We start from the raw sequence: 12,897 nt of genomic DNA on the forward strand, positions 1-12,897 counted from the left end.
TCAAAGGGGTTTATGGCCTTATATGCTTATTGCTTCAAACTATTCGTCAATCATTTAGAAAAAGTATAGGAGAAAAAATTCCAATCGTTTAATGAAAACTGTTACTTGATTTAACGAGTATAAAAATAGTTTTTAGAAATTTTATCTGCTCTGCAAATCCTATCAAACTTTCTTTAAATCATCTCAACTTGAGCATCAAAAAAGTTGTCTGCGTTTTAATAGTATGTAAAAAAAGTCTGAGCAGACAAAAAGAGTGCAGTAACCACGCAGTAAATAGGGCTATCATGCCTGTTGCTATTAAGTATCCATTACAAGCTGCTATCGAACAGGAATCTCAGGCTTGTCAACTGGCAATGGAGGTAAAACATTTAAAACGGCTTACTTTCAGGAATCGAAAATCACTTCAATTAATCATTGGCAAATTCACAAAACCAAAACGAATCGACGTCATACTTTTACGAAAATTGTTGACACTGACAGACCCAAACATTTTTTCGACAATGGGTTGCAATTGGCTTATTTCGTTTTTCACAGCAGAAAAATATCGCATGACGTTGCTTCCTTTAATTCCAGCATCACAACGTTACCATAGGTTTTTGCGGATAGCCTGATACAACTGTCCTTTGCATGGGTAACAACGGCGGAAAGTAAACCACTGAGCACGGTAGCAAACATTTGCAGGTTGGATGCAATCGTTAAACCCGCCGGGATATCATTAACGAAAAAGCTTCTGTTTGAACAGGCTCGCGGAATAAAAGTCCTGATCAATCTCCCCGTCAATTCATGGAGCCCGGTCTCAATAAAGATTTGTTCTTTTTCGCTGTAGGAAATGATTGTCATAACATAGACATTTAAGAATAATAAAAAATAATTCTGAATTAACCAGCTTTTATATCGAATGTTTTGATGATACCATAGGGTACCTTTGCTGTTGGAAACAAAGAAAAATCCTTTGGAAAAAATGACTGCTTCATTCTTCCCGGGAGATCGTTTTGATAATACTTCGTTGTCGACAATCAATTACAAAGAATTACCAATAGGATCGATGCCTTGTAGCCTTTTTAAATGAAATGAGCCATAAAAATTTTCGAGCATCCCGATAGCTATCGGGACCATTTGCCCAAAAAGCAATAAAAAATATACAAATGAAATAATACTCTTGAAACTCTTTTGACTCCGCCGTTCTTACTGCGAAGTTGTATCCAGGTTGTTTAACCATCAGCGCCTAGCTATATTAAGACACTCAAAAATGATTTTAGGGCGACTCACATATTTAATTTTTTTTTGGACTACACATCTAAATACGCCATCAGTCTTTAAGAATCCTCGTGATTTTGGGTTTTTAAAAAATAAGTGTCAATTTTACAAGTATCTGGAAAGGGCCAAAAAAAAAGCCCTTTTCAAAAATTGAAATTTAAACAGATAACAAAACGGGAACTATGGTGAAGGACCGCCATGCGACTGACCGGCATGTTACCAGAGAAACGGGATTGGCAGGCAAAGCCGCCGGTCGGGATAAATTATGGCAAGTCATCAGCATATGATTATCGTTAAGCAATCTGGAAAATAGCAGATGTGAAATTGATACATTTTTTTTTATAGCTATCATCAAATCGTATCAAAGTTTCGACGTATACGTTCATTGTGCCAGGATGATATTTTAAACGCCTTATTGGTTAGTTTATATTTATAATTTTACAGTAATACACTATCCCTTGATCTGTAAAACAACGATTCTTGCCACACTACTTATCATCGTTACCAGCACCGCTGGTCAATCTTACTATTTCCGTCATTACCAGGTAGAAAATGGATTGTCTAACAATGCGGTTATATGCAGCGTACAGGATAAAAAAGGATTTCTATGGTTTGGCACCAAAGACGGGTTGAACCGCTTTGACGGCTATTCCTTCAAAGTGTTTCGAACAGAACCAGGCAAAAAAGGCAGCCTGGGAAATAATTTCGTCCAAAGCTTATTCGAAGATCAAAACGGCGTTCTATGGGTAGGCACTGAAAAAGGATTATATCAATACGATGCCGTTTATGAGCGATTCAGTTTGGTGCCGGCTACGGCCAATCTACCGATCCGGGAAGTGACCGCCAATGGCAAAGGTTACCTTTGGTTTATTAACGGCTTAACGCTTATACGGTATCATCTTGCCAGAAAAACGCTGGAGCAATACCCATTAGACCGCTATTTTGAAGCCACATCCATTTGCTATTCCGGTGACAGCTTATGGATAGCTACATCCAAAGGTTTTTTGAAAAAATACAATCCTGTCACCAACTCCTTTTCAAGTTATAATCTGTTTGCCCATTCCCATTCCTCTACACTAACATGGATTGAAAAAATTTACAGCACTTCCGGCGGAAAGATTTTAGCAGGTACTGCCAATGAAGGAGTAAAATTATTTGACCCTGCCACCGGCGATTACCAAAATATCATTACGCAAAACACAGATAAAACCGCCCTGTTTGTTCGTAATTTTTTGCAAACCTCTGCGGAGGAATACTGGATCGCCACAGAATCGGGGATCTATATTTATAACGAACGCACCAAAAAGATCATCAATCTGAGAAAAATCTATAATGATCCCTATTCTATTTCGGACAATGCTATTTACACGTTTACCAAAGACCGGGAAGGCGGCATTTGGACCGGCACTTATTTTGGCGGCATTAATTATTATCCGAAACAATACACCGCATTTGAAAAAATAACGCCGCGGAACGATGAAAATAGCTTAAGTGGTAATGTGGTCCGCGAAATCAGGGAAGATAAAGAAGGTCATCTTTGGATTGGTACAGAAGATGCCGGATTGAATAAACTGGATAGAAAAACAGGACGGATCACCCAGTTCAAACCCACAGGTGAAAAAGGAAGCATTACTTACTCCAACATTCACGGCCTGCTGGTAAACGGCGATGAATTATGGGTTGGAACTTTTGAGCATGGCATTGATATCCTGAACATCAACACCGGAAAAGTAGTGCGTCATTACTCCAGCAATGAACGACCCTCTTTAAAAAGCAATTTCATCTACTGCATGTACCTGACACCTGCAAAGGAGATCCTCATTGGCACCACTATTGGCGCCTACAAATACAACCCGGGGACGGACGATTTTGAGCTACTGCCAGGAATGCCTTTGTATAATTGGTACACCTCTCTTTTAATGGACTCTGCAGGTGTTATCTGGGCCAGCACATTTAGAAATGGCATTAATTTTTATGATACCAGAACCGGCAAGAGCGGCAACATCCTGCATGATGAAAAAAAGAAGAATAGCTTGTGCAGCGACCGGGTGAACTGTGTATTTGAAGACAAAAGAAAAAACCTTTGGTTTGCCACAGAAGATGGTCTTTCTAAATTCAACAAAAAGACGAATTCGTTTAAAAACTACACGATAAGGGAAGGCTTGCCAAGCAATTTTACCATCAGTATACTGGAAGATGAAAACAACCGCCTCTGGATCAGCACCACCAAAGGACTGGTGGCTTTGAATCCGGACACTGATGAAATAATGGTATATACAAAGGCCAATGGACTGCTGACCGATCAGTTTAACTTCAGCTCGGGCTTTAAAGACGCATCAGGGCGCATGTATTTTGGCAGCGCCAAGGGATTGATCAGTTTTAAGCCTACCGAATTTTTAAAGGATTACTTTACCCCACCTTGTTATATTACCGGCTTCCAGGTAAACAACAAAGAGCTTACAAATGGTAAAGAAAACTCGCCGCTGAAAAAATCCATCACTTATACTGACAAGATTGTTTTGCCTTATGATCAATCTACCTTCAGCATTGACTTTGCGGCCTTGAGTTATACTGCTCCCGAAATGCTGAAATATGCATATAAAATGGAAGGACTTGATGAAGACTGGACCTATCTTAAAATAAACAGGAAAGCCTATTTCACAGGGCTCTCTCCCGGAACTTATACTTTTAAAGTAAAAGCGGCTAATAGCGGCGGCGATTGGAATGTAAAAGAGTCAACACTTATTATTGAAATATTACCGCCCTGGTGGTTGAGCAGGTGGGCCTATGGTTTGTACGCCGTTTTAATAGCTTCTTTCATTTATTATTTATTCCGCAGTTACCATCTCAGGATCAAAGAAAGAAACCGCCGTAAAATGGAGCAGCTGGAATTGCATAAAGAGAAAGAGTTATACGAAGCCAAGATGGATTTTTTTACCAATGTGGCGCATGAGATAAGAACCCCTTTAACCCTGATCAAAGGTCCGCTGGAAAAGGTGGTGAAAAAAGCCGGTGACATGCCTGAGATTAAAGATAGTCTTCGCATCATGGAAAAAAATACCAGCCGGCTGGTTGATCTTACCAATCAATTGCTCGACTTCAGGCAAACGGAGATAAAAGGATTTAGTTTAAGTTTTACCAAAGAAAACATTAGTGAGATTGTTGAAGATATTTTTGCCAGTTTTAAGCCGTTGGCTGAAAAAAAGAATCTTGATTTTAGTTTGGCAGTGCTTCCAAAGAATGTTGTTGCGCTGATCGACGTGGAAGCCTTTAATAAAATTCTGACCAACCTGTTGGGTAATGCGGTAAAATATGCTCAAACAAAAGTAGAAGTTGAATTATTACCTCTTTGTGAGGACGATAAATTTTTTACCATTCAACTAAAAAATGATGGCTACCTCATTCCCTATGAGATGAAGGAAAAAATTTTTGAACCTTTTTTCCGGCTTAAGGAGACGGAAAAACAAAAAGGAACGGGCATCGGCCTTGCTCTATCCCGCTCACTGACCCAATTGCATAAAGGATTTCTCGAATTAAAAAGGCCGGAAAATGGAATGAATGTTTTTTCTTTGATGATGCCTTTTAACCAGGATGGCGTTGAAACCAAAGATGAAGTGAAACCTGTAATGAAACAAGATAATGAAACCACTGATATTACTGGTAGATGATAATGATGAAATACTGGAGTTTCTTGAACATGAGCTGAACGAGAAATACAGTATCATCAAGGCCCTGAACGGGGAGGAGGCTCTCGGTTTATTGGGTGCGAATGCTGTTCAGCTGGTGATATCTGATGTAATGATGCCGGTTATGGATGGGTTTGAACTTTGCAGGCTAATCAAATCAAACTTTGAGTATAGCCATATTCCCGTTATCCTGCTTACAGCACGAAATACCCTGCAATCAAAAATTGAAGGGCTTGAATTGGGCGCCGATGCCTATATTGAAAAACCTTTTTCGCCGGAATACCTGCAGGTGCAAATATCGAACCTGCTGACCAACCGCAATAAGATCAAAGAGTATTTTGCGAGTTCGCCACTGGTGCATATAAAAAGCATCGCTTATTCCAAGGCGGATGAATTATTCCTGGAAAAAGTGAATGACTGCATCGCCAAAAACCTGGAGGATACGGAATTGGATGTAGAAAAACTGGCAAAACTCATGAACATGAGCAAGCCAACATTATACCGTAAGATCAAATCCCTGTCTGATCTTTCGCCTAATGAATTGATCAATATAACAAGGCTAAAGAAAGCAGCAGAGCTGTTATTAGAAGGAAAATATAAAATATATGAGGTAGCCGATTTGGTAGGTTACGCATCTCAAACCAACTTTGGAAGAAATTTTTTAAAACAGTTTGGCATGACGCCGTCAGACTATTTAAACATGAAAGAAGCAGAGAAAAATAAATAAACCAACAGATAAACCAAGACTATGACGAAATATCAAAAGCAAACAAGAATACTGGCGGCTGTGGATTGTATCATTTTCGGATTTGATGGGGAAGTTCTTAAATTATTGCTCATACAACGTGATTTTGAACCGGAGAGGGGTAAATGGAGCCTGATGGGCGGATTTATCCAGCCTAACGAAGGTCCTGATAATGCGGCAACCCGTATTTTGAAAGCGTTGACAGGGTTGGAGGGAGTGTATCTTGAGCAGCTGTTTACCTTCGGCGACCCATCCAGGGATCCGATGGAAAGAACTTTATCGATAGCCTATTTTGCGCTGATCGATATTCATCAGTATGAGAAACAACTGAGCGAAGAATACCATGCCGAATGGTTCCCCCTGAACAAAATACCCGATCTGATATTTGACCATAAGCAAATGGTAAAAATGGCCCAGGAGAAGCTGCGTTATAAAGCGGCACTTCATCCTTTGTTATTTGAATTGCTGCCAAAAAAGTTTACACTTCCCCAATTGCAAAGCCTTTATGAATCGGTATATGATGCGGAATTTGATAAGCGAAATTTCAGCCGCAAGGTACTCTCCACTTCGCTGTTGATCAAGCTGGGAGAGAAAGACAAGGCAAGTTCGAGGAAAGGGGCTTTTTATTATAAACTAAACACCAAAAATTACAAGCAAAACTTCCAGGCTTTTCTGAATATCATTCCGAATTCGCATCTTTTGTAATTTTTTTTTAACCCGAAAAATTTTTTTATTCCAAATTATAAGTGTTAATTTGACACTAATTGTCTTGCCGGTATGAACATTCCGCTCAAAATAGTTACCATATCAACTCTGTTTGTACACAAACAAACCAGCCAGCTCGTAATCCTCAGCAGGCGTTTATTTTCATCTTTTTATCACAGAATAAAGACTTTATAAATTAAAATCAGCATGAAATTTTTTATTGATACCGCCAACCTTGCGCAAATCAAAGAAGCAAATGAACTGGGCATATTGGATGGCGTTACTACTAATCCTTCCCTGATGGCTAAAGAGGGTATCTCCGGACAAGCAGCTATTTTCAAACACTATGAAACCATTTGCAGTATTGTAAATGGAGACATAAGCGCCGAAGTGATAGCTACGGATGTTGATAACATCATTAAAGAAGGGAAAGCATTGGCGGCCATTCATCCCAATATTGTGGTAAAAGTTCCCATGATAAAGGATGGGATAAAAGCCATCAAATGGTTTACCGATAATGGCATTCGTACGAATTGCACATTGGTGTTTTCAGCAGGCCAGGCCATCCTTGCAGCCAAAGCAGGAGCTTCTTATGTTTCTCCTTTCATTGGCCGTATAGACGACAGCGGATGGGATGGCATGATTCTTATTCAACAGCTTTCCAATATCTATACTATACAGGGATATAAAACTGAAATATTGGCGGCTTCTATCCGGAACGCCAATCACATTATAAAAGCAGCCGAAGCAGGCGCACATGTTTGCACCTGCCCACTTGATTCGATACTGGGTTTATTAAAACATCCGCTTACAGATATTGGCCTTGCTAAATTTTTAGATGACGCAAAAAAAATGCAACAGCAATAATGGAACTGCAGGAATTAAAAAATATAGCTTCACAGGTAAGACGTGATATCGTACGCATGGTACATTCCTGCCAGTCGGGCCATCCCGGCGGTTCTCTCGGCTGTACGGATGTAGTGGTCTCGCTGTACTTCGATATGATGAAAATAAACGAAGAGAAAGGCGATAATGGTTTTTTAAAGTTTTCCCGCAAAGGTGAAAATGAGGATTTGTTCTTCCTTTCCAATGGACATATCTCTCCTTTGTTTTATTCTGTACTGGCACGCCGCGGATATTTTTCAATAGAGGAACTTTCTACATTCCGCAAGATCAATTCAAGGTTGCAGGGGCACCCCGCTACACACGAGCATCTTCCCGGCATACGTATCGCTTCGGGTTCACTGGGGCAGGGGCTTTCTGTTGCAGCAGGTGCAGCCTATGCGAAGAAACTAAGAAAAGATGATCGGCTTGTTTATGTATTAATGGGCGATGGCGAGCAACAGGAAGGACAGATATGGGAAGCGGTGCAGTTTGCAGCACATCACGAATTGGATAACCTTATCGCCATCATTGACTGGAACGGACAACAGATTGACGGACCCACCGAAAAAGTAATGAGCAACAAAGATCTGAAAGCAAAATATGAAGCTTTTGGATGGTACACGGTTGTACTTTCAAATGGTAACGATATGCAGTTGACAGTGGATGCGCTGAAAGATGCCAAACAAAAGGCAGGCAATGATAAACCGGTGCTGGTATTGATGAAGTCAGATATGGGATTTGGCGTGGATTATATGATGGGCACGCATAAATGGCATGGCGCCGCACCAAATGATGAGCAACTGGAAGCAGCATTGCTTCAATTGCCGGCAACGTTTGGAGATTATTAAAACAGACTTCACACTTTTGGAATAACTAATGAAAAAATACACATTTACTGAAAAGAAAGATACACGTTCTGGTTTCGGAGCAGGCATGGCAGAATTGGGAAAAACAAATCCCGATGTTATTGCCTTATGCGCCGACCTGGTGGCTTCTTTAAAATTAGATGCGTTTATAAAAGACAATCCGCAACGCTTTATTCAATGCGGCATTGCCGAAGCAAATATGATTGGCGTAGCGGCGGGCCTGGCTATCGGCGGCTATATTCCTTTTGCAACTACGTTTGCCAATTTTGGTTCAGGAAGGGTTTACGACCAGATCAGGCAAAGTGTGGCGTACTCCCATACCAATGTAAAAATCTGCGTATCCCATGCAGGCTTAACATTGGGTGAAGATGGCGCCACGCACCAGATACTCGAAGACCTTGCCATGATGCGGGCCATGCCTGAAATGACGGTTATCAATCCCTGTGATTATAACCAGACAAAAGCGGCGACCATCGCTATTGCCAATTATGATGGGCCGGCTTACCTGCGTTTCGGAAGACCAGTTGTTCCCGTTTTTACAGAAGCTGATCAAAAATTTGAAATCGGAAAAGCATGGATGGTAAATGAAGGAAAGGATGTGAGCATTTTTGCCACGGGTCATTTGGTGTGGGAAGCCATACTTGCCGGGGAAATACTGGAGCAGGAAGGCATTGATGCGGAGATCATCAACCTTCATACTATTAAACCACTTGATGAATATTCAATTTTACAATCCGTATCAAAAACAAGATGTGCGGTAACGGCTGAAGAACACCAGTTGAATGGCGGGCTGGGCGATGCGGTATGCCAGGTGCTAAGCAGGCAGCTCCCCACACCGGTGGAGATGGTTGGTGTAAATAATTCTTTCGGTGAAAGCGGCACGCCTTCACAATTGATGGAGAAATATGGATTGAATGCAAACAGCATTGTAAATGCAGTTCGCAAAGTGATGGGCAGAAAGTAAATTTATTCAAATGAAACTGTTTAAACTTCATAACATCGTACGCTTATGACATGGGTTGGAAAGATTTACACAGATGTTATCTGTGATAATCCGTTTCATTTGTTTTGTCCGTGTTCTGATTTCTCATTTTCAAACAGATTCTAAGAAATTTTTAAAAATATTTTTATGATTGCTTCTGATGTTTATGTAATTGGGGTGGATTATGGTTCTGATTCGGTGCGAACCATTATCGCTGATGCGTCAAACGGAAATGAAATTGCTTCTGCGGTTTTCTATTATCCCCGATGGAGAGACCAATTGTATTGTGATGCGGGAGAAAACCAGTTTCGTCAACACCCACTGGATTATGTGGAGGGTTTGCAAGATACTATCAGGCGCTGTTTATTACTGGCTGGCCCATCGGTAGCTGCCAATGTAAAAGCAATTGCAGTTGACACGACTGGTTCTACGCCTGTAGCAGTTGACAAAGCAGGAACGCCGCTGGCTTTGTTGCCGGGTTTTGAAAATAATCCCAATGCGATGTTCGTATTGTGGAAAGATCATACGGGTGTAAGCGAAGCCGCGGAGATCAACGCACATGCTGAAAAGTTTGATACCAACTACCTGCAATTTGTAGGTGGTATTTATTCTTCGGAATGGTTTTGGGCAAAGCTGTTACATGTTTTGAGAGAAGATGAGCAGGTTCGTCAATCCATTTATTCTTTCGTTGAACATTGCGACTGGATCCCGTTTTTATTGACCGGCGGAAATGATGTGCACCAAATGAAAAGAGGAGTTTGTTCGGCAGGTCATAAAATACTATGGGCAGCAGAATGGGGTGGTCTTCCACCGGATGACTTCTTTAGTTCTCTCGATCCATTATTGAGAGGTTTTACAGCAAGGCTTTTTAAAGAAACGTATACATCCGATCAACAGGCGGGAATCATCAGTAAAGAGTGGGCTGCAAGACTGGGATTGCCGGAAGATGTAGTAATAGGCGTTGGAGCTTTTGATGCCCACATGGGAGCAGTGGGCGGCCAGATCGAACCCTATCATTTAAGTAAGGTAATGGGTACCTCTACCTGTGATATGTTGGTGGCCCCGGAGGAAGAAGTGGGAGATAAATTGATAAAAGGAATTTGTGGCCAGGTGCCCGGTTCGATTATCCCGGGCATGTTGGGAATGGAAGCCGGCCAGTCAGCTTTTGGTGACTGCTATGCATGGTTTAAAAAATTACTGACCTGGCCTTTGCATCAGATTCTTTCCAAATCATCGGTGGTCAATGCTGATACGGCGAAGCAGTTGATAGAAGAAACTGCTGATAAAATCATCCCCGAGTTAAGCAGGCAGGCTGCCTTGTTACCGCTGGATGAATATCATGAGCTGGCAGTTGATTGGTTCAATGGCCGCCGTACACCCGATGCCAACCAGTTACTCACCGGTTCAATTACCGGTCTCGATTTAGGAAGTGATGCGGTAAAAGTTTTCCGGTCAATCGTTGAAGCTACCTGTTTCGGTGCTAAGGCCATTGTCGAACGTTTTGTTGAACAAGGAGTGCCGGTAAAAGGACTGATTGGTTTGGGTGGTGTAGCAAAGAAATCTCCCTTCATTATGCAGATGATGGCCGATGTCATCAATATGCCGATTCGTATACATCGCTCCGAACAAACCTGTGCGCTGGGTGCCGCTATGTTCGCTGCAACAGCCGCTGGTATTTATAGCAAAGTAGAAGATGCGATGAATGCCATGGGCCCCGGTTTCGATACAGAATATTATCCCGATGAGCAGAAGGCAGCAGTATATCAAAAAAGATACGAGCATTATAAAGAGCTGGGCTATTTTATGGAACAACAGGTAAATAAAATGTCCAACGCTGAAAAATCAGCAGTAGAATTACAAACATCATGAGTCGATACAGTCATATACAGCAGGAAGCATTTGCAGCAAATATGCAATTGCCCAAATTAGGTCTTGTTTTATTTACGTTTGGCAATGTTAGCGCCGCAGATAGGAGTCTTGGTGTTTTTGCCATCAAGCCCAGTGGTGTTCCATACGAAGAGTTATCACCGGAAAAAATGGTGATCGTAGATTTTGATGGCAACACGGTGGAGGGATCATTGCGTCCATCATCGGATACAAAAACCCATGCCGTTTTATATAAGCATTGGGAAAAGATCGGTGGCATCGTACACACACATTCTACCTATGCCACAGCATGGGCCCAATCGCAACGGGATATACCCATTTTTGGAACCACGCATGCAGATCATAATACGGTTGACATTCCCTGTGCACCACCGATGAGCGATGACGTGATCAACGGAAATTATGAATATGAGACCGGTTTCCAGATCATGAATTGTTTTAAGGAAAAGGGCCTGAGTTACGAAGAGGTGGAAATGATACTGGTAGGTAACCATGCACCATTTACCTGGGGAAAAACGGCTGATAAAGCTGTCTATAATAGTGCCGTATTGGAACAGGTGGCGCATATGGCTTTACTCACAGAGCAGATCAATCCCTCCGCACCACGCCTGAAAGAAGCCCTGATCAATAAGCATTTTGAACGTAAACACGGACCCGATTCTTACTACGGCCAATAAATTTCTCAGCAAATAAAAAAGCTATATGAAAAAACAAATCCAGTTATTGTCAGCCCTATTCGTCCTATTTTTGGCAGCTTGTAATAACGAAAGCCAAACCAAAAAGGAAGAGGAACAGCAAACAAAAGACTCCATGCAATTCAGCAGCCAGGAAACTGCCTTTGGTTCATACGAAGGCGAAGCTATCACTAAATACACCCTTACCAATCCGGCCGGTATGCAGGTTAGCATACTTAATTACGGGGGAACGCTTACCGATATAATCACACCGGATAAAGAAGGAAACAAGGGAGATGTAATATTAGGTTTTGATTCCCTGAGCGGGTACTTGCAAAAAGGCAACCCCTATTTTGGTTCTTTGATCGGCCGTTATGGCAATCGTATTGCAGATGGAAAATTTACATTGGATGGCAAGCAATACACGTTAGCTGGTAATAATAATGGCAACTCCCTGCATGGCGGAAATAAGGGTTTTGATAAAGTTGTTTGGCAGGCGGAAAAACTACCAGGAGACAGCAGCTTACAATTGAACTACACCAGCAAAGACGGCGAAGAGGGATATCCCGGCAATCTTTCCGTAAAAGTTGTGTACACGCTGACATCAGACAATGCACTGAAAATCGATTATACGGCTACTACAGATAAAGCAACACCGGTTAATCTTACCAATCATGCTTATTACAATTTATCAGCCGGTAAAGATTCAACCATACTGGATCACCAGTTGATGATTAGTGCAGATAAGTTTACTGAAGTAAATGATAAATTAATTCCTACAGGCAAATTGCCAGAAGTAAAAGCTGGCCCGATGGATTTTAATACAGAGAAAGTAATTGGTAAAGATATTCAGCAAGTAAGCGGCGGCTATGACCATAACTGGGTGCTGAACAAAAAAGGAAACGAGTTAGAAAAAGTAGCAACACTTTATCATGCCGGCAGTGGCCGCCTGATGGAAGTGTGGACCACAGAACCAGGTTTGCAGTTTTATTCCGGTAATTTTTTAGACGGCACATTAACCAATACGAAAGGCGGTGCGAAATACGTGAAGCATGCTGCTCTTTGTTTGGAAACACAACATTTTCCTGACAGTCCCAATCAGCCTTCATTTCCTACAACAATATTAAAACCGGGAGAAACATACCGTCAAACAACGGTCTATAAGTTTTCAACCCGGTAATCGTTCCCAACGAACAATACATCATTTTAA

At 41.5% G+C, this 12,897-nt stretch carries 10 protein-coding genes; 9 read left to right on the forward strand and 1 reads right to left on the reverse strand.

The window, feature by feature from the left end:
* Positions 1–528: 528 nt before the first annotated feature.
* Positions 529–840 carry a hypothetical protein gene (locus P2W73_RS01820; protein ID WP_276500267.1) on the reverse strand — a complete coding sequence of 104 codons (312 nt, stop codon included), beginning with the start codon at positions 838–840 and terminating at the stop codon, positions 529–531.
* A gap of 875 nt (positions 841–1,715) precedes the next feature.
* Here P2W73_RS01820 and P2W73_RS01825 point away from each other — a divergent pair.
* The 9 genes from P2W73_RS01825 (at position 1,716) to P2W73_RS01865 (ending at position 12,867) form a co-directional block, all read left to right on the forward strand.
* Positions 1,716–4,925 (forward strand): ligand-binding sensor domain-containing protein, encoded by a 3,210-nt coding sequence (locus P2W73_RS01825; protein WP_276500268.1) that lies wholly within the window; start codon positions 1,716–1,718, stop codon positions 4,923–4,925.
* Positions 4,897–5,670 (forward strand): response regulator, encoded by a 774-nt coding sequence (locus P2W73_RS01830; RefSeq protein ID WP_276500269.1) that lies wholly within the window; start codon positions 4,897–4,899, stop codon positions 5,668–5,670. The genes P2W73_RS01825 and P2W73_RS01830 overlap by 29 nt, the downstream gene beginning before the upstream one ends.
* Positions 5,671–5,691: 21 nt before the next feature.
* Positions 5,692–6,393: an NUDIX hydrolase gene (locus P2W73_RS01835; protein ID WP_276500270.1), complete on the forward strand. Its 702-nt coding sequence runs from the start codon at positions 5,692–5,694 to the stop codon at positions 6,391–6,393.
* 207 nt (positions 6,394–6,600) lie between these two features.
* Positions 6,601–7,260 carry a fructose-6-phosphate aldolase gene (fsa, locus tag P2W73_RS01840; RefSeq protein WP_276500271.1) on the forward strand — a complete coding sequence of 220 codons (660 nt, stop codon included), beginning with the start codon at positions 6,601–6,603 and terminating at the stop codon, positions 7,258–7,260.
* Positions 7,260–8,126 (forward strand): transketolase, encoded by an 867-nt coding sequence (locus tag P2W73_RS01845; protein WP_276500272.1) that lies wholly within the window; start codon positions 7,260–7,262, stop codon positions 8,124–8,126. Before fsa ends, P2W73_RS01845 begins: the two co-directional genes overlap by 1 nt.
* Positions 8,127–8,154: 28 nt before the next feature.
* Entirely contained in the window at positions 8,155–9,108 is a 954-nt protein-coding gene (locus P2W73_RS01850) for a transketolase family protein (protein ID WP_276500273.1), read from the forward strand.
* 165 nt (positions 9,109–9,273) lie between these two features.
* Complete coding sequence (locus tag P2W73_RS01855) at positions 9,274–10,995, forward strand: ribulokinase (RefSeq protein WP_276500274.1); 1,722 nt, start codon at positions 9,274–9,276, stop codon at positions 10,993–10,995.
* Complete coding sequence (locus P2W73_RS01860; protein WP_276500275.1) at positions 10,992–11,690, forward strand: L-ribulose-5-phosphate 4-epimerase; 699 nt, start codon at positions 10,992–10,994, stop codon at positions 11,688–11,690. The genes P2W73_RS01855 and P2W73_RS01860 overlap by 4 nt, the downstream gene beginning before the upstream one ends.
* Before the next feature lie 25 nt (positions 11,691–11,715).
* Positions 11,716–12,867 (forward strand): aldose epimerase family protein, encoded by a 1,152-nt coding sequence (locus tag P2W73_RS01865; protein WP_276500276.1) that lies wholly within the window; start codon positions 11,716–11,718, stop codon positions 12,865–12,867.
* Positions 12,868–12,897: the final 30 nt, after the last annotated feature.

It is taken from the genome of Terrimonas pollutisoli (assembly GCF_029360765.1).
In the GTDB taxonomy this organism is placed as follows: domain Bacteria; phylum Bacteroidota; class Bacteroidia; order Chitinophagales; family Chitinophagaceae; genus Terrimonas_B; species Terrimonas_B pollutisoli.

Coding starts and splice junctions, on each gene's coding strand:
- P2W73_RS01820 (WP_276500267.1), bottom strand. CDS start 840: ATGACAATCATTTCCTACAGCGAAAAAGAACAAATCTTTATTGAGACC.
- P2W73_RS01830 (WP_276500269.1), top strand. CDS start 4,897: ATGAAACCACTGATATTACTGGTAGATGATAATGATGAAATACTGGAG.
- P2W73_RS01835 (WP_276500270.1), top strand. CDS start 5,692: ATGACGAAATATCAAAAGCAAACAAGAATACTGGCGGCTGTGGATTGT.
- fsa (WP_276500271.1), top strand. CDS start 6,601: ATGAAATTTTTTATTGATACCGCCAACCTTGCGCAAATCAAAGAAGCA.
- P2W73_RS01845 (WP_276500272.1), top strand. CDS start 7,260: ATGGAACTGCAGGAATTAAAAAATATAGCTTCACAGGTAAGACGTGAT.
- P2W73_RS01850 (WP_276500273.1), top strand. CDS start 8,155: ATGAAAAAATACACATTTACTGAAAAGAAAGATACACGTTCTGGTTTC.
- P2W73_RS01855 (WP_276500274.1), top strand. CDS start 9,274: ATGATTGCTTCTGATGTTTATGTAATTGGGGTGGATTATGGTTCTGAT.
- P2W73_RS01860 (WP_276500275.1), top strand. CDS start 10,992: ATGAGTCGATACAGTCATATACAGCAGGAAGCATTTGCAGCAAATATG.
- P2W73_RS01865 (WP_276500276.1), top strand. CDS start 11,716: ATGAAAAAACAAATCCAGTTATTGTCAGCCCTATTCGTCCTATTTTTG.